22 protein-coding genes are annotated in these 21,252 nt (G+C 59.4%); 9 read left to right on the top strand and 13 right to left on the bottom strand.

Translation table 11 applies throughout. The features are described 5' to 3' along the window. Nucleotides 1-4 precede the first annotated feature (4 nt). The 9 genes from ICA16_RS13055 to ICA16_RS13020 form a co-directional block, all read right to left on the bottom strand. Nucleotides 5-1,303 carry a phenylacetate--CoA ligase family protein gene (locus tag ICA16_RS13055; protein WP_210700751.1) on the bottom strand — a complete coding sequence of 433 codons (1,299 nt, stop codon included), beginning with the start codon at nucleotides 1,301-1,303 and terminating at the stop codon, nucleotides 5-7. Then, complete coding sequence (locus tag ICA16_RS13050; RefSeq protein WP_210700750.1) at nucleotides 1,293-2,561, bottom strand: aminotransferase class I/II-fold pyridoxal phosphate-dependent enzyme; 1,269 nt, start codon at nucleotides 2,559-2,561, stop codon at nucleotides 1,293-1,295. Before ICA16_RS13050 ends, ICA16_RS13055 begins: the two co-directional genes overlap by 11 nt. Next, nucleotides 2,558-3,652 (bottom strand): DUF3419 family protein, encoded by a 1,095-nt coding sequence (locus ICA16_RS13045; RefSeq protein ID WP_210700749.1) that lies wholly within the window; start codon nucleotides 3,650-3,652, stop codon nucleotides 2,558-2,560. The genes ICA16_RS13050 and ICA16_RS13045 overlap by 4 nt, the downstream gene beginning before the upstream one ends. A 42-nt stretch (nucleotides 3,653-3,694) precedes the next feature. Beyond that, entirely contained in the window at nucleotides 3,695-4,228 is a 534-nt protein-coding gene (locus tag ICA16_RS13040; RefSeq protein ID WP_338049928.1) for an iron-containing redox enzyme family protein, read from the bottom strand. Between the two features lie 12 nt (nucleotides 4,229-4,240). Next, entirely contained in the window at nucleotides 4,241-4,429 is a 189-nt protein-coding gene (locus ICA16_RS28190) for a hypothetical protein (RefSeq protein WP_228734174.1), read from the bottom strand. Next, complete coding sequence (locus tag ICA16_RS13035) at nucleotides 4,407-4,910, bottom strand: hypothetical protein (RefSeq protein WP_228734173.1); 504 nt, start codon at nucleotides 4,908-4,910, stop codon at nucleotides 4,407-4,409. Before ICA16_RS13035 ends, ICA16_RS28190 begins: the two co-directional genes overlap by 23 nt. A 444-nt stretch (nucleotides 4,911-5,354) precedes the next feature. Continuing rightward, nucleotides 5,355-5,912, bottom strand: a complete 558-nt coding sequence (tsaC, locus tag ICA16_RS13030) for an L-threonylcarbamoyladenylate synthase type 1 TsaC (RefSeq protein WP_150603674.1) — start codon at nucleotides 5,910-5,912, stop codon at nucleotides 5,355-5,357. Nucleotides 5,913-5,967: 55 nt separating this feature from the next. After that, nucleotides 5,968-7,068 carry a DNA-processing protein DprA gene (dprA, locus tag ICA16_RS13025; RefSeq protein WP_210700805.1) on the bottom strand — a complete coding sequence of 367 codons (1,101 nt, stop codon included), beginning with the start codon at nucleotides 7,066-7,068 and terminating at the stop codon, nucleotides 5,968-5,970. Nucleotides 7,069-7,149: 81 nt separating this feature from the next. Continuing rightward, nucleotides 7,150-8,175, bottom strand: a complete 1,026-nt coding sequence (locus tag ICA16_RS13020; RefSeq protein ID WP_210700748.1) for a LysM peptidoglycan-binding domain-containing protein — start codon at nucleotides 8,173-8,175, stop codon at nucleotides 7,150-7,152. Between the two features lie 159 nt (nucleotides 8,176-8,334). Between ICA16_RS13020 and def the strand changes: the two genes are divergently transcribed. The 5 genes from def to ICA16_RS12995 all read left to right on the top strand — a co-directional run bounded on the left by def (nucleotide 8,335) and on the right by ICA16_RS12995 (nucleotide 13,060). Next, nucleotides 8,335-8,841, top strand: coding sequence for a peptide deformylase (gene def, locus ICA16_RS13015; protein ID WP_042556915.1), 507 nt, complete (start codon nucleotides 8,335-8,337; stop codon nucleotides 8,839-8,841). A 71-nt stretch (nucleotides 8,842-8,912) separates the two neighbouring features. After that, on the top strand, nucleotides 8,913-9,872 hold the full coding sequence (fmt, locus tag ICA16_RS13010) for a methionyl-tRNA formyltransferase (protein WP_150603670.1): 960 nt from the start codon (nucleotides 8,913-8,915) through the stop codon (nucleotides 9,870-9,872). Beyond that, nucleotides 9,869-11,179 carry a 16S rRNA (cytosine(967)-C(5))-methyltransferase RsmB gene (gene rsmB, locus ICA16_RS13005; protein WP_150616976.1) on the top strand — a complete coding sequence of 437 codons (1,311 nt, stop codon included), beginning with the start codon at nucleotides 9,869-9,871 and terminating at the stop codon, nucleotides 11,177-11,179. The genes fmt and rsmB overlap by 4 nt, the downstream gene beginning before the upstream one ends. A gap of 22 nt (nucleotides 11,180-11,201) precedes the next feature. Beyond that, nucleotides 11,202-12,578, top strand: coding sequence for a Trk system potassium transporter TrkA (trkA, locus tag ICA16_RS13000; protein WP_150593319.1), 1,377 nt, complete (start codon nucleotides 11,202-11,204; stop codon nucleotides 12,576-12,578). Nucleotides 12,579-12,745: 167 nt separating this feature from the next. Continuing rightward, a complete protein-coding gene (locus ICA16_RS12995) occupies nucleotides 12,746-13,060 on the top strand; it encodes a tetratricopeptide repeat protein (protein ID WP_042556911.1) in 315 nt (104 codons plus the stop codon). Nucleotides 13,061-13,075: 15 nt separating this feature from the next. Here the strand turns inward: ICA16_RS12995 and ICA16_RS12990 are convergent, their stop codons facing one another. From ICA16_RS12990 to ICA16_RS12980, 3 genes are all read right to left on the bottom strand, one after another. Continuing rightward, entirely contained in the window at nucleotides 13,076-13,315 is a 240-nt protein-coding gene (locus ICA16_RS12990) for a PilZ domain-containing protein (protein WP_150616975.1), read from the bottom strand. 108 nt (nucleotides 13,316-13,423) lie between these two features. Next, nucleotides 13,424-14,311 (bottom strand): lysophospholipid acyltransferase, encoded by an 888-nt coding sequence (locus tag ICA16_RS12985; protein WP_008084359.1) that lies wholly within the window; start codon nucleotides 14,309-14,311, stop codon nucleotides 13,424-13,426. Nucleotides 14,312-14,351: 40 nt separating this feature from the next. Continuing rightward, nucleotides 14,352-14,909 carry a DNA-3-methyladenine glycosylase I gene (locus ICA16_RS12980; RefSeq protein WP_115147905.1) on the bottom strand — a complete coding sequence of 186 codons (558 nt, stop codon included), beginning with the start codon at nucleotides 14,907-14,909 and terminating at the stop codon, nucleotides 14,352-14,354. Nucleotides 14,910-14,990: 81 nt separating this feature from the next. On the opposite strand from ICA16_RS12980, the gene glyQ reads away from it, so the two are divergent. From glyQ to ICA16_RS12960, 4 genes are all read left to right on the top strand, one after another. Then, nucleotides 14,991-15,944, top strand: coding sequence for a glycine--tRNA ligase subunit alpha (gene glyQ / locus ICA16_RS12975; RefSeq protein WP_025112261.1), 954 nt, complete (start codon nucleotides 14,991-14,993; stop codon nucleotides 15,942-15,944). Further along, a complete protein-coding gene (gene glyS / locus ICA16_RS12970) occupies nucleotides 15,941-17,995 on the top strand; it encodes a glycine--tRNA ligase subunit beta (RefSeq protein WP_150616974.1) in 2,055 nt (684 codons plus the stop codon). The genes glyQ and glyS overlap by 4 nt, the downstream gene beginning before the upstream one ends. Nucleotides 17,996-17,999: 4 nt before the next feature. Then, nucleotides 18,000-18,539, top strand: coding sequence for a D-glycero-beta-D-manno-heptose 1,7-bisphosphate 7-phosphatase (gene gmhB, locus ICA16_RS12965; protein WP_191626459.1), 540 nt, complete (start codon nucleotides 18,000-18,002; stop codon nucleotides 18,537-18,539). An 83-nt stretch (nucleotides 18,540-18,622) separates the two neighbouring features. Then, nucleotides 18,623-19,402, top strand: a complete 780-nt coding sequence (locus ICA16_RS12960) for a lysophospholipid acyltransferase family protein (protein ID WP_150616972.1) — start codon at nucleotides 18,623-18,625, stop codon at nucleotides 19,400-19,402. A gap of 168 nt (nucleotides 19,403-19,570) precedes the next feature. Here the strand turns inward: ICA16_RS12960 and ICA16_RS12955 are convergent, their stop codons facing one another. After that, nucleotides 19,571-21,103, bottom strand: coding sequence for a sensor histidine kinase (locus ICA16_RS12955; RefSeq protein ID WP_210700747.1), 1,533 nt, complete (start codon nucleotides 21,101-21,103; stop codon nucleotides 19,571-19,573). Nucleotides 21,104-21,252 lie beyond the last annotated feature (149 nt).

Here is a 21,252-nt window from a genome sequence, read left to right as displayed (position 1 = left end):
CACGCTACCCCGGTGAGTCCGGGGTAGCCTCCAACTCAATAAAAAACGGTGTCTTGCCCGCAGCAGTTGTTTCGAAACAGTTGCGGGCCATACGCCGCACCTGCAACCCCAACACGCCAGGCAACCTGAGCAATGCTCTTGCCTGCTCCTCATTGTGCAACGCCCGTTCGATGGCGGCTTCTGCGCCGGACGGCAGTTTGCCCTGAGCAATGACCAGACACAGGCGCACACCGTTGGCCTGTCGATTGATCTGTACCTGAATGTCGGTCGAACCCAGCTCCGGCAACGCCTGTGCGAGTACGCTCATCACCTGTCGCTGTGTGATCATCGCGCCACCCAGCTTGATCGATGTCTCTACCCGCCCCTCAAGTTGCACCACAGGCAAGGCGCTGCCACAGGCGCAATTCGCCGCACTGCGCAGGATTCGCCCACGATCACCAATCCGGTAACGCAACAGCGGCACATGGTCGGGCAGCAAAACTGTCAGCAGGAACTCACCGCTTTGGCCCGCGGCCACTGCTTGCAAGGTGAACGGGTCCACCACTTCGACGAACATCGCATCGGCGTGCAGATGATAGAAACCGTGCTCAAGGTGCGCGCATTGATAGCCGATGGGCCCGGTTTCCGTCGAGCTGTAGCCCAGCGACCGGAGCCTTATCGCCGGCCAGCCCCGGCCAAGCTGTTCGCGCAATTGAGGACCGCAGGGTTCCCCGATGTAGTAAAGCCATCTCAGACTGACCAACTGCTGTGCGTCGATTTCATCGTGGTTGAACAGCGCCGCGGCGAATGAAGGCGTGCAAATCAGTGCATCGGCCTCTTGCGACTGAATCAGCCCGGCAATTCGCTGAACCCCCATCAATGAACCGGCGGGCAGCAGACGCGCGCCGACATGCTGGACGATCGCCGCTGCGTACTGGAAAGCGCCCTGCATTTCACCCGCGGTCAGGCAATTGATGACCACGCTCGGGCGTTCGTCCGCCACGCCAAACATTCGCGCCCCCAGCGGCACGATGCTGGCGTTGAACGCCCAGGAATGGGTGATGTGTTTGCGGCTGCCGGTGCTGCCGCCCGACGTCAGGGTCAGGCCGCCACCCGGCGCACGGTGCGACGCTTCGCCAAGCGCGGAAAACAGCGCACCGCCATGCTCGTCCTCCACGGCCTGGATCGGCAGGCGCTGCAAATCCTTCAGACTGTGCACCTGGAGGATCTGCGGACACAGCGCACAGAACCACGGCAGTGACTGCGCATGGGCCAATTTGTGCGCAAAGGCCTGATTGGCAGCGAGCACGGGATCATCGCTCATCGTCACGACCACCCTGGCGAATGCCCAATTCATCGAAACCGCCACGGACGGCATTGGCCAGGCTCTCCAATTGGGCCTGGTTGTGATTCGCGCTGACGGCCAGACGCAGAATCGCTTCGCCTTTGGCCACCACTGGAAACACGGCCGTGGTAACGGCGATGGACTTTCGACGCAGGTGCAACGCCAGACTGATCGCATCACGCTCGGCGCCAACGCGGACGAAACGAATGGGCGAGGCGACTTCATGGTTGCCCAGCACCGGTCCGAGCAGGTCGTCGATCAGGGCAACATTTCGCCACAGAGCCGCCTGCAACTGCCCCAGCTCCGGCGAAAGGTGGATGTCCGCAGACGCTACCGCCGCACCGACGCCACCCATCGACAATGGACCGCCGAAGGTATAGGTCGACGCATGGCGGCGGATCATTTCAGCGTCGGCTTCGGTAAACACAGTGATCGCTCCGCCCGTGGCACCAAATGCCTTGGACAGCGAGGACAGAAGGATCAGACGATCGCGCCGTCGCTCATCGGCGGCGACCAGCGCATAACCTCCGCCTGTTACACCGTGAATCGAGGTGCCGTGGGCGTCATCGGCATACAGATAACCTTCAAAGCGCTCCGCCAGTTGCAACAGACGATTGACCGGATACAACCCCCGCATCGAGCCAATGCTGTCCGTAAGGATGATGGGTGTATGGCCAGCGGCTACCGCTGTGGAGCAAGCCTGTTCGACTTGCTCCACGTCATTGCAGTCGCATCGCTGTACAGGGCCGAACTGCCACAGAATCCCTTGTAGCACCTGCATCGAGGCATGGGCCGCCCGGTCAACAATCCAGCCCGGGCCTCGACGCAACGGATAGGACGGTAACTCGCCGGAGCCCAGTAACGGCAGGCAGCCCAGATGCGCACTGCCCACCGAGTTGAAGGTCACCGTGTAGCCCTGGAATATCTGGTGCAATTGCTCGTCGAGTTCGCGCATCGGCGGTAGCAGCGCACGGGTTCGTGCGGCGGCGAATTGCACGCCGAAGGATTTCACGGAGCTCACCGCGCTTTCAATCAGACGCGGGTCGCACTCCAGTCCCAGGTAAGAACATGAGAGAAACTCGGTCAGCCGCTCCCCGCTGCTCAACTCGATGGTCTTGCCCTCACGGCTGACCAGTTTCAGGCCATTTAGCCCGGCATCAAACAACTGCTGCTGATCGTCACGGGCCTGACGCACACGGTTTTTTACCCAGTTGACGGTTGGGTGCTGATTGTTCATCGGGATACCTGCAAAGGTGTCGTCTGGCGGTAGACCTGCACGCGCCAGAGCTGGGTTTTCTCTCGTGCGATCGCATCCTGGTACTGGCCAGTGATATCGCAGAAGCCTGCACAATCGGGTTCGACGATGTGCAAATGGCCGCGCATGACCAGCAACGCCTCATCGGCAAGGCACGGACGCAATTGCTGCAAGACACTCGCTCCAGCGGCTTGGGGCATGAAGGAAGGGACGTCCGAGAGCGATACGAAATCGACATCCGTGTGTTTGGCGGCGCAGTTGATAATGTCGGCCTGCACGATGCGCAACTCACATTGCTCAATGGCCTCTCGGGCACGCTTGAAGATCCGCGGATCGCACTCCAGCGGGAACCCTTGCGGATAGCGCAGCTCACCAAAAAACAGCATTTGCAGAAAGAAGCTCTCGCGAACGATCTGCGTGGTGAACAAGGTGTGGAAAATGTCCAGATACGCTGCGCGGGAGCTGATACCCAGGTTGTTGGGTGGAAACGATCCCTTGTACAACAACGAATTGAGCACTGCTGCGTTGCCCAGCAGCGAGATCACAGCCCGCCAGCGCCTGAGGGGAAAACGGGTGCGGTAATAATCGGTTTGCTCGCCGAGATCGCTGCACTGAAAAATCTCTCTACCTGCCTCGCCGGTAAACAATCGGTTGACCTTCGCCAACCGCTGCAAAGCCTGTTCAAAGGCCCCCATATAGATCGGTGCCTGCCAATGACGTGCCTGGAAAAGCTCCGCCAGCCAGTGGCGATCGACACGCGGCAGATCCAGTTGCTCAAGTATGGATTGGCGTCGCGACGGCAAAACCCCTGGGTGGTAACCCATGAAGTCCATAAACGATGTGTAGTCGGTCTGTTCCAGCAGAGCAAAGCGCAGTCGCGTGAACGCCAGTTGCGGCGCACTGATATCGACGCAAGTCATGCGTGCGGGGTTGCGGGCCAGCAACGGCAGCAGCCGCCCGCCACTTCCCGCGACGCCGACCACGTGCCTGGCCCGCTGGGGCAAGATGGCGTATTCCAGTGCGGTGTCTTCATCCCCCAGCGCATAGTTCAGTCGCTCGAAATAGTCAGCCATGCCTGCCCCCGTGCGTCATTCGGGAAAATCGCCGTAAAGGACTCATGAGTTATCCAGTGCGTGCAGGAAGTCATAGCGCGGCGCGAGGCCGTTTTGCCAGGCCTCATACTGTTCATAGACGGCTTCAAGCATATTGCCGGTCAGGCGCAAACTGGTTTCCATCACGGTAGCAACGGCGTCCCAATCGGATTGATCTTTGCAAGTTCGCTGCAGGATGAGTTTGATCTCGTTGAAGTGTTCGATATCAATATCGGAGTGAGCAATAAAGAATGTCAGCTGAGCCGGTTTTAACGACAATGTTTCACTCAAGCTATTAATAATCGGATTAATGAATTGATAGGCGTTCTCTGCCCAATAACTGTACCCCAGCCGTTGCAGCGGATTACCGGTAAAAGATATCCAGTATAAATAGGCGATTAACACTTCGGTTGCCGGAAGTGCCGTCGGTATATCGAAGACTTCATTCTTGAGGCCCAGACTCATGACGTCATGCAGTGCCATCTTTTCATGGCCAACTTCTTGCGCCGCATGCTCAAAACAAAACTTTGCATACACCGGATTATCAGCATGTCGCACACCCACCAAACCCTAGTTTCGCGCATTGTGTGCGGTGTAGTGAAACGTCTCGATCATGTAAATCGCATACAGGGCCTTGGAAACGCTGCCGCCGCGGATGGCTTTTACCAAGCGCGAGCTATCGAGAATATCGGCCCATAACTGTTCGATTCGTTCGTCCAGCAGGATCAACTGTTGTTCAAAACTGGCGTGCGCGGTCATCGTGATGCTCCGGTGGATTCAGGGCTGTGTGGGCGGGTTGCTGAACGGCTGCGAGGATCTGCGGCCATTGCGCCGAGAGCAGCCAATAATCAGCGCGTGCGCGTTGTTCGATATGCAGGGAGTCGGTGGTGATCGATGTCAGGCCGAAACGCTGGAACAGTCGTCGTTGGGGTGATCGGCACAGGGCGATGACGCCCTCATAACCGCGCTTGATCGCCCACTCGGTGGCCGATGCCAGCAGGCAGTTGACCGACACCGGCAGCTGACCATGGGAGAGGGTGATCAACCTGCTGAACTCGACATGACGCGACAGCGCCTGGGTTGGCGAAAGGTGCTGATGCGCCAGTGATGCCCATTCAAAGGGTGAGGGAGTCACCCTCAATACCGCCATCAACCGGTCTTGTTGATAGAGCAGAAAGTGAGTGCTGCGGGCCGTTATCGCCAAGCTGGTTTCCAGCAAACGGGCTCTGGAGGTCAGCATGTAATGTTGCAGTCGCAGCCGAAACTGCCGACCAATAAACCGCTCGAACTCTCGCGTGTCTGATCCGGCTTCAAGAGTAACCACACGACAATCTTCATGCTGACGTTTTAATGTCGCCTGAAGTGCCTGCAGATAATCCGTGAGTTGTAAATCCGTAGTATCCATTCCTTCTCCGCAGACGTTAACTTATCGAAGTTTTCTGAGCGCATTGAAATAATGGATGCTTTTAGAAATATCGCCACTGCGCGATTTCTGATAATGACGTAGGAAAAGTTACTGAAACTGAATGTTCGTCGATTAGTCCGACACGGCAAAGACAGATATAAACAAAAAGTTGTTGTATTTTGATGGTTAGTTGAAGGAAAAATCGCAGCCATATGTAGTACTCCTCACCTTGAAAGCCGAGGAGTACTACCTGTATCTATATAAGCTCGAAACAGAACGTCAGTCAGGACGAATGACGTTACCGCTGGCCAGGTCACGGATCACGCTGGGGTTCTTGCGCCCACCCAGTTCTCCACCCAGGACCAGATCAATCTGTCCGCGGAAATACTGCTCGACCCTCAAACGCGTGCGCGCCGCCGGACGTCCTTGCGGGTTGGCCGATGTCGAAATCAGTGGCCCTACCATTGAGCACAAGTCTCGCACCTGCGGGTGATCGCTGACCCGCAGCGCGACGGTGTCATGCACCCCGGTGACCCATTCCGGCAACAAGTTCTGATGCGGTACCAGCCAGGTGTTCGGTCCTGGCCAGGTGCTGGACATGCGGTCGATCCAGTCCTGCGGGAAGTCTTCAAACAGAAAGTCGAACTGGCGAATATTGTCGGCGACCAGAATCAGGCCCTTGTCGACCGAACGATTCTTGATCGCCAGCAGCCGATCCACCGCTTCTTCATTCCACGGATCGCAACCCAGCCCCCAGACAGCTTCGGTTGGATAGGCAATCACCGCCCCGGCGCGAATCTCTCGCGCGGCTTGTTGCACACGCCAACTGTTGACCATGAAAAAACTCTCCACAAACAGGTTTCGCGCAGTTTACCGATCTTCCTTGTAAAACCTAGCTCGTCCTGGCCAGCCAGCGACCGTTTTCACACACCGCACGGCCATCCATTTCCAGTTCAGTAAGGGCCGCCAACACTTTGGGCAATGCCCAGCCACTGCTATCAGCCAAGCCCTCACTGGTATGCGGTGCGGCGTGCAGCAGCGTGAGCAGTGGATGAGTCTCTTTGGGAGTGTCGGTAGACATCGGTAAATGCTGCCAGCCGCGCAAGGCTTCGAGGATGTGCTCTATGGTTTCCACCAGCACCGCGCCATCGCGAATCAACTGATGACAGCCCCGTGCGCCGGGGTGATGAATCGAGCCGGGAATGGCGTAAACCTCTCGTCCCTGTTCCGCCGCCAGCCGCGCGGTGATCAGCGAACCACTGGCGACACTCGCCTCGACCACCAGCACGCCAAGGGACAAACCACTGATGATCCGGTTGCGCCGCGGGAAGTTGCTGGCGCTCGGGCCGGCATCCAGCGGAAACTCCGAAAGCACTGCGCTGCCCGAGGCAATCATCGCGTCGGCCAGCCGCTGATTGCGCTGTGGATAAAAATTTTCCAGGCCGGTGCCCAGCACACCCACGGTTTGCCCGCCGACATCCAGCGCGGCCTGATGTGCGGCGGCATCAATGCCCAGCGCCAGACCACTGGTGATGACAAAACCGGCGCCCGCCAGGCAGCGAGAGAAGGCTGCGGCGGTGTCCATTCCCGGACGCGAAGCACGGCGGCTGCCAACCATCGCCAGTTGCGGTTTTTCAAGAATCAGTGGATCGCCGGCGACAAACAACAGCGGCGGTGGATCCGGAATCTGTGCGAGCAGCGCCGGATAGTCCGCTTGATCCCACATCAGTAAATGTTGATTGGGCCGCTCTAGCCAGCGCATTGCGTGACTGGCGCCATCGCGCACTTCGGGACATCGCCGCGCCTCGGCACACGCCGCCGGCAATCCCAGCGAACGCCAGGCACTGGCCGGGGCGCTGATGGCTTTGGACGCCGAGCCAAAGGCTTCGAGCAATTTTAGAAAGCGCTTCGGGCCGATTTCCGGCAAGCGGTGCAAGCGCAGGCGCGCTTCCAGTTCCGCAGGGGAAACTGGCGTACAGGCTGACAGCATAATGGATCAATCCTTGATCGTTATAAGCTCCGAACCATTCGGAGCAAGCTGTGGATAACTCTGTTGGTAACTTGTTAAGCACGCTTACGGATTTCGCACCTTGTCGAGCACCGCCAATGAGCGCGAGGCGTTAAGGACGAGGCCGTAGCTGAGTTTGTCGTAGGTGCGGAATACCATCAGCAACCCGGCGCGTTCGTCGGGGATTTTCAGTGGCTGACCGGTGATCCGGTCGCGCACGGTTTCGCCGGTTTTCATCACCACCAGCACATTGCCTTCAGCCAGGCCGTCACGCTTGCCCTTGTTCAGGGTGACCACGTCCATTGCACCAATCTGGGTGACACCGCGCGGCACGTCGATGATGACGCCGTTGATGTCGCTGGTCGGCGCGCTGGGCATGAAGCTCGAGTTGATCGAGCGCTCTTCGCCGCTGAACAAGCGGTCCCCAAGGCGTACTTCCTGGGTGGTGCGTTGCAGGGCGAGGGTGGCGACATCGCCCTCGGTGGCAACGATTTCGCCACCACCGATGTCATCGGCATTGATCCCGAGAAACTCCTTGGTCTGCGGATCGGTGTAGACCTTGCCCTGTCGGAAGATGCCGTACACCGGCTGATCCGGGTCGAATTGGCCACGAGCGAAAATGCGGTCGCCGGTACCGCTGAGCACCCGTTCGGCATCGCCGGCGACGATGTACGGCGCCTTGTCGAAGTCTTCGGCCTTGTCGACGATGCGATTGCTCAACAGAAAGCTGTTGATGGATTTGAGTGGAATGCTCGGAATCGCCTCGGCCACCGGGCTGGTACGAATGCGTGGCGAGAGCTTGATGGTGCCGCGCGACTCGCCGCGATTGAGGGTCAGGCGCGGCTGGCCGTTGACGTAACTGAGCGTCAGCGTGTCGCCGGGATAGATCAGGTTGGGGTTCTCGATCTGCGGATTGGCCCGCCACAATTGTGGCCACTGCCAGGGCTCGCGCAGGTATTTACCGGAAATGTCCCAGAGGGTGTCCCCCGAAACCACCGTGTATTGCTGTGGAAAACCATCCCTGAGTTGCACTTGCCCGTGCGCCGCGCCAGCCGAAGCCAACAGCAGCAGGGCGAGTAGTGTTTTCCTCATGCAGTGAATCCCTTTATCATGTGCGCTCGCGTGAATCGTCAGAGCCCCCGTGGCTCGCTTGAGCAAAATGCACAAGCTACGCTTCACAACGGTAGCCTGCATCTTCGGACCTGCCAGGCCATCGACCCGACTTTACTCAACACGTGCAGCAATCAGCCTATGGCCATTTTAAACATCCTCGAATTTCCGGACCCGCGTCTGCGTACTATCGCCAAGCCTGTGGCTGTAGTGGACGACGAAGTGCGTCAGTTGGTCGATGACATGTTTGAAACAATGTATGAAGCGCCGGGCATCGGCCTCGCCGCGACCCAGGTCAACGTGCACAAACGTATCGTCGTGATGGACCTTTCCGAAGACCGCTCCGAGCCGCGGGTGTTCATCAACCCCGAGTTCGAATCGCTGACCGAAGAAATGGATCAGTATCAGGAAGGCTGTCTTTCGGTGCCGGGTTTCTATGAAAACGTCGACCGCCCGCAGAAGGTCAGGATCAAGGCGCTGGACCGCGACGGCAAGCCCTATGAGCTGATCGCCGAAGGCCTGCTCGCGGTGTGCATCCAGCACGAATGCGACCACCTCAATGGCAAATTGTTCGTCGATTACCTGTCCACGCTCAAGCGCGACCGGATCAAGAAGAAACTGGAAAAGCTCCATCGCCAGAACGCTTGATGCCCTCCTTCAAAGGCTTGCTGCGGCAAGCCTTTTTCTTTTTATGAAGCTTTGCCATAGAGAGCCATTCAATGACCGAGCCACTGCGCATCGTTTTTGCCGGCACCCCGGAATTCGCCGCCGAGCACCTCAAGGCCCTGCTGAGCAGCCCTTACGAGATCGTTGCGGTCTACACCCAACCGGATCGTCCGGCCGGTCGCGGGCAAAAACTGATGCCGAGCCCGGTTAAACAGCTGGCGCTGGAAAATAATATCCAGGTGTTGCAGCCGCCGACGTTGCGCAACGCTGACGCTCAGGCTGAACTCGCTGCATTGAAGCCGGACTTGATGGTGGTGGTCGCCTACGGCCTGATCCTGCCGCAAGTGGTGCTCGATATTCCGCGTCTGGGCTGCATCAACAGCCACGCATCCTTGCTGCCTCGCTGGCGCGGTGCGGCGCCGATTCAGCGCGCCGTCGAAGCGGGCGATGCCGAAAGCGGCGTGACCGTGATGCGCATGGAAGCCGGCCTCGACACCGGTCCGATGTTGCTCAAGGTCGTCACGCCGATCACTGGCGAAGACACCGGCGGCACACTGCACGACCGTCTCGCCGAGATGGGCCCACCCGCGGTGGTGCAAGCGATTGCCGGTCTGGCTGCTGGCACTCTTGAAGGCGAAGTGCAGAACGACGACCTCGCCACCTACGCGCACAAACTGAACAAGGACGAAGCACGCATCGACTGGAGCCGCCCGGCCGTCGAGCTGGAACGTCTGGTTCGCGCTTTCAATCCGTGGCCGATCACCCACAGCACCCTCAACGGTGAAGCATTGAAAGTGCTCGCGGCGACTGTAGCTCAGGGCAACGGCGCACCGGGTGAAATCCTCAGCGCCAGCAAGGACGGTTTGATCGTCGCGTGCGGCGAACAGGCGCTGTGCCTGACCCGCCTGCAATTGCCCGGCGGCAAGGCGCTGAACTTCAGCGATCTGTTCAACAGCCGCCGCGAGAAATTCGCCGTCGGCACCGTGCTCGGCGCAGTGGTGGACGCACAATGAATCCGCGTCTGGCCGCCGCCAAGGCACTCGCCGCCGTACTCAGCGGCAAAGCCTCGCTCAACAGCTCTCTGCCGACGCAACTGGACAAGGTCGAGGATCGCGATCGCGGTTTCACTCAGGATCTGGCGTTCGGCACCGCGCGCTGGCAGCCACGGCTGTCGGCACTGGCAGAAAAATTGCTGCAAAAGCCGTTCAAGGCTGCGGATGCCGATGTCGAGGCGCTGCTGCTGGTCGGCCTCTATCAGTTGCTCTACACCCGTGTCCCGGCCCACGCCGCCATCGGTGAAACCGTCGGTTGCGCCGACAAGCTGAAAAAGCCTTGGGCCAAGGGCCTGCTCAATGCCGTACTGCGCAATGCCCAACGTGAAAGCGAAACGATTTTCGCCGAGCTGGAACGCGATCCAGTGGTACGCACCGCCCACCCACGCTGGCTGCAAAAATCCCTGAAGGCTTTCTGGCCAGAGCAGTGGGAAGCGATCTGCGAAGCGAACAACGCGCATCCGCCGATGATTCTGCGGGTCAACCGTCGCCATCACAGCCGCGACGCCTACCTCGGTCTACTGACTGAAGCCGGTATCGCCGCAACGCCGTGTGTCTTCAGCGCCGACGGCATCATTCTTGAAGCCGCTGCCGATGTGCGCAGCCTGCCGGGGTTCGCCGAAGGCTGGATCAGCGTGCAGGACGAAGCCGCACAACTGGCCGCCGATCTGCTCGATCTGGCGCCGGGCCAACGGGTGCTCGACGCCTGCTGCGCACCCGGTGGCAAGACTTGCCACATCCTTGAAGCCGAGCCTGCACTGGCCGGCGTGGTGGCGGTGGATCTGGAAGCCAAGCGTCTGGTGCGCGTGCGAGAAAACCTCGAACGCCTCGGCCTCAGCGCCGAGCTGATCGCTGCCGACGGTCGTGATATCGAGAAATGGTGGGATGGCAAACCGTTCCAGCGCATCCTGCTCGACGCACCGTGCTCGGCCACCGGGGTGATCCGCCGTCATCCGGACATCAAACTGACCCGTCAGCCCGACGACATCGTCGCCCTCGCGCAACTGCAAGGTGAGTTGCTCGAGGCGATGTGGAAAACCCTCGAAGTCGGCGGCATCCTGCTTTACGCCACCTGCTCGACCCTGCCGACCGAGAACACCGAAGTCATTGCCGCGTTCCTTGAGCGCACCCCTGGCGCACGCGAGCTGGACTTGGCCACGACCGCCGGGATCAAGCAGCCCCATGGTCGCCAACTGCTGGCCCAGCAGGGCGGGCATGACGGGTTCTACTACGCCAAACTGATCAAGATCGCTGCCGCACGCGGCTAAACGGATTCATTGGAGTGACTGGATGAAAATCATCATCCTCGGTGCAGGACAGGTCGGCGGTTCGCTGGCTGAACACTTGGCGAGCGAAGCCAATGACATCACGGTGGTCGACACCGATGGCGAGCGCTTGCGCGACCTTGGTGATCGCCTCGACATCCGCACCGTGCAGGGCCGTGGCTCGCTGCCGTCGGTGCTGCGCCAGGCCGGCGCCGACGACGCCGACATGCTGGTGGCGGTGACCAACAGCGACGAAACCAACATGGTCGCCTGCCAGGTCGCCCACACGTTGTTCCACACCCCGACCAAGATCGCCCGGGTGCGCGAAGCGTCCTATCTGAACCGCGAAGAGCAGCTGTTCCAGAACGAAGCCATTCCGGTCGACGTGTTGATCAGCCCCGAGCAAGTGGTGACCAACTACATCAAACGCCTGATCCAGCATCCCGGTGCTTTGCAGGTGATCGACTTCGCTGAAGGCAAGGCGCAACTGGTGGCCGTACGCGCTTACTACGGCGGACCCCTGGTCGGTCAGCAACTGCGGCAATTGCGCGAGCACATGCCGAATGTCGAGACCCGCGTCGCTGCGATTTTCCGCCGCGACCGGCCGATTTTGCCGCAAGGCAACACGGTGATCGAAGCCGATGACGAAGTCTTCTTCATCGCCGCGCGTGAGGATATTCGCGCCGTGATGAGCGAAATGCGCCGTCTCGATGAGACTTACAAGCGCATCGTCATCGCCGGCGGCGGGCAGATCGGCGAGCGGCTGGCCGAAGCCATTGAAAGCCGTTATCAGGTGAAGATCATCGAGATGAGCCCGGCGCGCTGCCGCTATCTCTCCGACACCCTCGACAGCACCGTGGTGTTGCAGGGCAGCGCCTCGGATCGCGACTTGCTGATGGAAGAGAACATCGCCGACGCGGATATTTTCCTCGCACTGACCAACGACGACGAAGCCAACATCATGTCGTCGCTGCTGGCCAAACGGCTGGGGGCGAAGAAGGTGATGACGATCATCAACAACCCGGCTTACGTCGACCTGATCCAGGGCGGCGACATCGACATTGCCATCAGCCCGCAACTGGCGACCATCGGCACGCTGCTGGCCCACGTGCGCCGTGGCGATATCGTCAGCGTGCACTCATTGCGTCGCGGTGCGGCGGAAGCGATCGAGGCGATTGCCCACGGTGATGCCAAGTCGAGCAAGGTCATCGGCAAGCCCATCGAGAAAATCGGCCTGCCGCCGGGCACCACCATCGGCGCGGTGATCCGCAATGATCAAGTGATCATTGCCCACGACGATACGGTGATCGAAGCGGGCGACCATGTGATTCTGTTCCTTGTGGATAAAAAGCATATTCGTGATGTGGAGAAGCTGTTCCATGTGGGGTTGAGCTTTTTCTGATCCGGATTATCTGGTGATCAGACTGGCCCTATCGCTGGCAAGCCAGCTCCCACAGGTTTTTGGTTGTTCACAAATGTGATGCCCAGCAGAGATCCCTGTGGGAGCTGGCTTGCCAGCGATGGTGGCGCCACACATCTTCCCTGACACACCCGAAAAGGACTCAACCCATGCTCGAATCCCTGGAAAAAATGCTCGCCAAGGGTGTGGATAACTCCCTGCTGCGCTTCGGCTTGGGCAAGGGTTATCTGGATCTTGGGGAAAACGCCAAGGCCGCCGAGCATTTCCAGCGCTGCGTCGGCTTCGATCCGAAATACTCGGCAGCCTGGAAACTGTTGGGCAAGGCGCAACTGGCGCAGGGCGATCACGCCGCCGCGCGTCAGGCGTGGGAACACGGTCTGGAAGCCGCCCGCGCCCATGGCGACAAGCAGGCCGAGAAAGAAATGACGGTGTTTCTGAAGAAGCTCGATCGTCAGGCGCAATAAGTCAGCGGATCTTACTCACAAGTAGCGCAGGCCGATCCCCTCGGCATCCACCGTCACCACTTCCATCCGCACTCGCGGCGCGCCTGCGGGTAAATCCTGCACCTGGCCATAGACCACAGCGCCTTTGGGCAACGAGGCAAGGCGCGGATGCTGGACATAGACGCCGGTGGGCGACAGGTTGCGGGTCTCACCCAAGCATTCGCCGAAGCTGTCGTGGGTGATCTTGATGCGGAATGATTTGCGGTGTTCGGACATCTTCTCGCGCCCTTTGATGAACGGGTTGTGGATAACCGCAGGCGCAAGATCAAAAGATCGCAGCCTGCGGCAGCTCCTACTGGTTATCCACAGAGTGTGCCAATTTGCTCAGTACCAGCGTTCTTCGCCCGGTGGACGCTTCTTGAAGCGCTTCATGCTCCACATGTACTGGCTTGGATACGCTGCCACGTAACGCTCGACGACTTTGCTCATGGCAGCGCAGGACTCGGCGGTATCGGTGCTGTACATCGCTTCCGGCGCGGCTTCAAGGATCACCTTGTAGCCGGAACCGTCGGGCAGGCGCAGCGCATGCAGGAACACGCCGACGGCTTTGCCACCGGCCAACATGTTCGGCACGAATTTGCTGGTCAGCGCCTGCGTGGCGAAGAAGGGTACGAAAATCCCCGCTGATTCGGCCGGTTCCGGGTCAGCGGGAATGCCCACTGCACCACCTTTGCGCACTTCCTTGATGACGCTGAGAATGCCTTCCTTGGTTGACGCGGCAACCTTGTTACCCAACTGCACGCGCTGCTTGCGCAGCAATTCATCCACAGCCTTGAGCTTGGGTGGACGGTAGAAAATGATCGGTTTGCACTGGCTGCAATAGAAGTGGTTGAGCACTTCCCAATTGCCCAGGTGACTGGTGATGCCGACCACGCCTTTGCCCGAGGCCAATGCGTCTTTGAGCACGTCGAGGCCTTCGACTTCGCGCACCAGATCGATGGAGCGCTGCGCCGGCCAGATCCACGCGCAGGCGCTTTCGGTCAGGGACTTGCCGATGTCTTTCAGACTCTGGCCGACCAGACGCTCGCGCTCGGCCGGGTCCATCTGTGGAAAACATTTGGCGAGGTTGATCCGCACTACATCGCGGGAGCGGTTGGGGGTTTTCCACATGATCCAGCCAATTGCCGAACCCACGGCCTGCACCGCCCGCCATGGCAGCAGGGCAAACAGCCGCAGAGCGCCTACCAGCAAGGCGCCTTTAAACTTTTCCACAGGTCACTCCTGATCTTGTGCTGTGCGCGAGGCGGCCATTCTAACCGCCGTTGACGAGCTGCGCGTAGCGGTCGCAGTCGCGGGTGTGATCCATGACCATGCCAGAGGCCTGCATCAGCGCGTAGCAAATGGTCGGACCGACGAACGTGAAGCCAGCCTTTTTCAGGCCTTTGCTCATCGCCAGCGCTTCGGGGGTGATCGCCGGGACTTCGCTGCGATCCTTGAAATGATTGATGATCGGCTGGCCGCCGACGAACGACCAGAGGAACGCCACCGGATCTTCCAGCGCCAGCCAGGCCTGGGCATTACGCCGGGCGGCATTGAGTTTTAGGCGGTTGCGGATGATCCCCGGATCGAGCATCAATTCTTCGATTTCGGCGTCGCTCATCTGCGCCACACGTTGCACATCAAAGCCGAACAACACCTCACGATAGCGCTCGCGTTTGCGCAACACGGTGATCCAGGAAAGCCCGGCCTGGAACCCTTCGAGCAAAAGCAACTCGAACAAACCCTGCGCATCGCGTAGCGGCGTGCCCCACTCCTGATCGTGATAAGCCATGTACAACGGATCTTCGGTACACCAAAAGCAGCGTGGCATAAGGCTCCAGGGGGTGGAGGTGCGACTGAATCGGGTATACTCCCGCTCTTTAAATCGCAGCCCAAGAAACAGGTGAATTTCGTGAGCCAGCCTACGCCAGCCGTGCGTACCTTCCAAGACTTGATCCTCGCGCTCCAGCAATACTGGGCCGAGCAAGGTTGTGTGGTACTTCAGCCCTACGATATGGAAGTAGGCGCCGGCACTTTCCACACCGCGACCTTCCTGCGCGCCATCGGCCCGGAAACCTGGAACGCCGCCTACGTGCAGCCAAGCCGCCGTCCGACTGACGGCCGTTACGGCGAAAACCCGAACCGTCTGCAGCACTACTATCAGTTCCAGGTCGTCCTGAAGCCGAACCCGGACAACTTCCAGGAACTGTACCTGGGCTCCCTCAAGCATGTCGGCCTGGACCCGTTGGTCCACGACATTCGCTTCGTCGAAGACAACTGGGAATCGCCGACCCTCGGCGCCTGGGGTCTGGGCTGGGAAGTCTGGCTGAACGGCATGGAAGTGACTCAGTTCACTTACTTCCAGCAGGCGGGCGGCATCGAGTGCTACCCGGTGACCGGCGAAATCACCTACGGTCTCGAACGTCTGGCCATGTACCTGCAGGGCGTAGATTCGGTCTACGACCTGGTCTGGGCTGACGGTCCGATGGGCAAAGTCACCTACGGCGATGTGTTCCACCAGAACGAAGTGGAGCAGTCTACCTATAACTTCGAACACGCCAACGTCGACAAACTGTTCGAACTGTTCGACTTCTATGAAAGCGAAGCCAAGCGCCTGATCGAACTCGACCAGCCGTTGCCGCTGCCGAGCTACGAAATGGTCCTGAAGGCCTCGCACACCTTCAACCTGCTGGATGCGCGCCGGGCAATCTCGGTGACCGCGCGTCAGCAATACATCCTGCGCGTGCGCACCCTGGCGCGTTCCGTTGCGCAAGCCTACCTGCTGGCGCGCGCCAAGCTGGGCTTCCCGATGGCGACCCCGGACCTGCGTGACGAAGTACTGGCCAAGCTGGAGGCTGCACAATGAGTGCGCAAGATTTTCTGGTTGAACTGGGCACCGAAGAACTGCCACCCAAAGCGCTGAACACTTTGGCTGACGCGTTCCTCGCCGGTATCGACAAGGGCCTGCAAGCTGCCGGCCTGAGCTATGAAGCAAAAACCGTCTACGCCGCGCCGCGTCGTCTGGCTGTGTTGATTACCGCGCTGGCCACCCAGCAACCGGATCGCAGCATCAACCTCGACGGCCCGCCACGTCAGGCGGCTTTCGACGCCGAAGGCAATCCGACCCAGGCAGCCTTGGGTTTTGCCAAGAAGTGCGGCGTCGATCTGAGCGAAATCGATCAGAGCGGCCCGAAGCTGCGTTACAGCCAAAGCATCGCCGGCAAGCCGACCGCAAGCCTGCTGCCGACCATCGTCGAAGATTCGCTGAACGACCTGCCGATCCCGAAACGCATGCGTTGGGGTGCGCGCAAAGAAGAGTTCGTGCGTCCGACCCAATGGCTGGTGATGCTGCTCGGTGACCAGGTCATCGACTGCACCATCCTCGCGCAGAAGGCTGGCCGTGATTCCCGTGGTCACCGCTTCCACCATCCGGAAAACGTACGCATCGGTTCGCCGGCAAGCTACCTCGCCGATCTGCGTGCCGCTTATGTTCTGGCCGACGCCAACGAGCGTCGCGAGATCATCAGCAAGCGCACTGAAGAGCTGGCAACCCGTCAGGAAGGCACCGCAATCGTTCCGCCGGCGCTGCTCGACGAAGTGACCGCGCTGGTTGAATGGCCGGTGCCGCTGGTGTGCTCGTTCGAGGAACGTTTCCTCGACGTGCCGCAAGAAGCGCTGATCACCACCATGCAGGACAACCAGAAGTACTTCTGCCTGCTGGATGCCGACGGCAAGTTGCTGCCACGTTTCATCACTGTGGCCAACATCGAAAGCAAAGACCCGCAGCAGATCATCGCCGGTAACGAGAAAGTGGTTCGCCCACGCCTGACCGACGCCGAGTTCTTCTTCAAGCAAGACAAGAAGCAGAAACTCGAAGTGTTCAACGAGCGCCTGAAGAACGTGGTGTTCCAGGAAAAACTCGGCAGCGTCTATGACAAGGCCGAGCGCGTTTCGAAACTGGCGGCTTACATCGCCGCACGCATCGGCGGCAACGCTTCGTGGGCTGCCCGCGCGGGCTTGCTGTCGAAGTGCGACCTGTCCACCGAAATGGTCGGCGAGTTCCCGGAGATGCAAGGTGTCGCCGGCTACTACTACGCCCTCAATGACGGTGAGCCGCAAGACGTCGCGCTGGCGCTGAACGAGCAGTACATGCCACGCGGTGCCGGTGCTGAACTGCCTGCGACCCTGACCGGTGCGGCTGTTGCGATCGCTGACAAACTCGACACTCTGGTCGGCATCTTCGGTATCGGCATGCTGCCAACCGGCAGCAAAGACCCGTATGCCCTGCGTCGCGCGGCACTGGGCGTGCTGCGTATCCTGATCGAGAAACAACTGGATCTGGACCTGAACGACGCCGTGGCTTTCGCCGTGAATGCGTTCGGTACCAAGGTCAAGGCTGCCGGCCTGAATGAGTCGGTACTGGAATTCATCTTCGACCGTCTGCGCGCGCGTTACGAAGACGAAGGCGTCGATGTTGCCACTTATCTGTCGGTACGTGCCCTGAAGCCGGGTTCGGCGCTGGACTTCGACCAGCGGGTGCAAGCGGTGCAAGCCTTCCGCAAACTGCCGGAAGCGGCAGCGTTGGCGGCGGTGAACAAGCGGGTTTCCAACCTGCTGAGCAAAGTTGAAGGCGCCGTGCCAAGCGTGGTTGAAGCCAAGTACTTCGACAACGCCAACGAGTTCTCGCTGTACTCGGCGATCCAGCAAGCGGATCAGGCTGTGCAGCCAATGGCTGCGGCGCGTCAGTACAACGAATCGCTGGCACGCCTTGCGGCACTGCGCGAGCCGGTTGATGCGTTCTTCGACGCGGTAATGGTCAATGCCGAAGACGCCAAAGTGCGAGCCAACCGTTACGCGCTGCTGGCGCGTCTGCGTGGCCTGTTCCTGGGTGTTGCCGACATTTCGCTGCTGGGTTGAGGGATTGCTGTTGAAACTGCTGATTCTCGATCGGGACGGAGTGATCAATTACGACTCCGACGCTTACATCAAGTCGGTGGAGGAGTGGATTCCTTTGCCCGGCTCGATCGAAGCGATTGCGCAGTTGAGCAAGGCCGGCTGGACGGTGGCGATTGCCACCAACCAGTCGGGCATTGCTCGCGGCTACTACGACCTCGCCACCCTCGACGCCATGCACGCGCGTTTGCGCGCATTGGTGGCGGAGCAGGGCGGTGAAGTCGGGCTGATCGTGTACTGTCCGCATGGGCCGGACGAGGGTTGCGATTGTCGCAAACCGAAACCGGGCATGTTGAAAACCATTGCGCAGCATTACAACGTGCCGCTGACCAATGTCTGGTTCGTCGGCGACAGCCTTGGTGACCTGGAGGCTGCCAAAGCCGTCGATTCACAGCCAGTTTTGGTAAAGACCGGAAAAGGCGAAAAGACTCAGGGCAAAACCCTGCCGGTTGGCACTCTGATTTTTGACGATCTCGCGGCGATTGCCGCAGAACTTATCCACAACTAGAGTACTTCTGAAATTCCTGACCAGGGATTGATCGGGAGTGCGCTTGAACAGACGGGCATTGCCCCGTAACGGTAAACGTCGCCATGTCGATACTGCGGGCCATCAGAATCTTCCTCTTTTACCTGCTGCTGGGCACCACGTCTCTGTTGTGGTGCAGCCTGAGCTTTTTCATCGCGCCCTTTTTGCCGTTCAAGGCGCGTTATCGTTTTATCAACGTGTACTGGTGCCGTTGCGCCTTGTGGTTGACCAAGGTGTTCCTCGGTATCCGTTACGAAATCAAAGGCGCGGATAACGTGCCAGACCGGCCCTGCGTGATTCAGTCGAACCACCAGAGCACTTGGGAGACGTTTTTTCTCTCCGCTTATTTCTCGCCTTTGAGCCAGGTGCTCAAGCGCGAATTGCTGTTCGTGCCGTTCTTCGGCTGGGCAATGGCCATGCTGCGACCGATCGCGATTGATCGCGACAACCCGAAAGCTGCGCTCAAGCAAGTCGCGGCAAAAGGTGATGAGTTGCTCAAAGACAATGTCTGGGTGCTGATCTTTCCGGAAGGCACTCGCGTGCCCTACGGCACTGTCGGAAAATTCTCGCGCAGTGGCAGCGCTTTGGCGGTGAATGCCGAGCTTCCGGTACTGCCGATTGCACACAATGCTGGCAAATTCTGGCCAAAAACCGGTTGGGCGAAGAAGTCTGGGGTAATCACTGTGGTCATTGGCGAACCGATGTACGCCGAAGGTACTGGGCCGCGAGCCATTGCAGCGTTGAATGACCGGGTGCAAGCCTGGAACGAGCAGACGCAACGGGAAATGGGTTCATTGCCACCCGCGCCACAGGCACCCGCTGCAAGTGACCAGATCGCTGTCTGAGATTTTGTGGATAACCTGTGTACGCTTTTGTTGAAAAAGCTTGAATATTAGATATAACTTACTGATTTACTTATATATTTCTCAAGATCATAAAACACCGTAAAAGGTGCATAAGTTTTTTTTGGATGTAAAAAAACCGGCTGATATAGCCGGTTTTTTTGTGCCTGTTCATTCAACGAACAGCGGCAACTCAAGCCTGAACGTCGTGCCTTGATCGACCACACTGCGGCATTCGATTCTGCCGCCATGGTGATCGACCACGGCTTTAACCATCGACAGGCCCAGGCCAACGCCATCAATGCCCTGAGCCGAAGAAAAGCGCCGGTATTGGCTGAACAGGTCGGGCAGTTCCGCGGCAGCAATGCCTTTGCCCCGATCAATCAGCTCGCAGCGCAGCCAATCGTCCTGACACGTGACGCGCAACTGAATCGTGGTGTCAGCCGGGCTGTACTTGATGGCGTTTTCCAGCAGATTGAACAACGCACGGGTCAGCAAGCCTTGGTCAGCAGACACCAGCCGTTCCTGGGACTGCTCGTCCATGTCGTGCAGCAGTTCGATGCGTTTCTGCTGAGCGATCGGCAAGGCCTGATCGAGCACATCCAGCACCAGCATCCCGAACAACGTCGGCTGGAACTGATACGCCTCGGATTCAGCCCGCGCCAGCAACACAAAGCCGTCGGTCAGATCCAGAGCCCGGCGAACCTGACGCTCTATTTGTTCGAACAATGGCGCATCGGCTCCGGCCTGATGACGATGCACATCGAGCAACGCAAGAATCGCCGAATGGGGGGCACGCAAATCATGCGAGAGGAAGCGCAACAAAACGCCGCGTTGTTCCTCGGCGGCGCGCTCGGCACTCAGGTCGGTCAAACTCAGCAGCCAGCCGATTGGCGTGTCACCGTCCACCGGCAGCAGCGCAGCACGCTCAAGGCGCAGGCTGCGCTCCTTGTGATCGCGAAATTCCAGCAACGGCAGTGCGGATAACAGAGGACGCGGGGCTGTGGACAACTCTGGATATCCGAGCAGCGCCAGCTGATCGAGAACGTCGTCACCCACCAAAGCATGATCGAACAGCTCGCGAGCCTTGCGATTGCCCAAAAGGATCTGACCCTTGGGGTCGCTGATGAGCGTGGCGACGGGTAAATATTCCAGCCCGTCAGCGATAAAGCGCCGGGTATCGCGGGTACGACTCATGGCTTGTTCGAGCGCCATGATCTGGCGCTGCAAGTGATCAGCGCCGGTGAACTGTGCGCGGCGGCGTTCGGGAAAGACTTTCGGTTCGCTGTCCAGCCGCGCCAGCTCCCAACCGAAGTACGTCAGCACCACACTCAGGCGCCGCCAGTTCCAGATCAGATAGCCGAACAACATCCCCAGCACCGCTGGCGTCGGCGACCACCACTCGCGGATTTCCGCCAGTCCGGCGCTGGTCAGCAGCACGCAGGCCATACCGATCAGCGTCATCCAAAGGGCCAGGCGAGGACGCCACAACAGCAGCCCAAGAACACAAGCCACGAGGCCCACCGAGAGTAATGCACCAAGGCCCGGGGATGCGTCATTCAGATTGACCTGCGCTCGATAAGATAACAGCGCAGTCAGCGGCAACAGCACTAGACTTATCCACAACCACTCGCGCACCAACTGGCGAAACAGTCGCTGCACCTGGCTTGGCTCGCGGCTTTCATGCCGTCTGCGGTCATTCATGGGAAAAAGGGCAGGGGGTGGTGAATAGTTTCATAGGTCACAGGTCTGATACTTGACCCGAAGAATCATAGCGGACGTCGACCAACGGCGGGCCGCTTACTTTCCTGAGAATCGCCGAGCGACTATGGTTGACGGCCAACTGCCCCAGC

Source organism: Pseudomonas anatoliensis, assembly GCF_017976235.1.
Taxonomy (GTDB): domain Bacteria; phylum Pseudomonadota; class Gammaproteobacteria; order Pseudomonadales; family Pseudomonadaceae; genus Aquipseudomonas; species Aquipseudomonas anatoliensis.
Note: the sequence above shows the minus strand (reverse complement) of the source record. Positions and strands in the feature narration are given on the sequence as shown.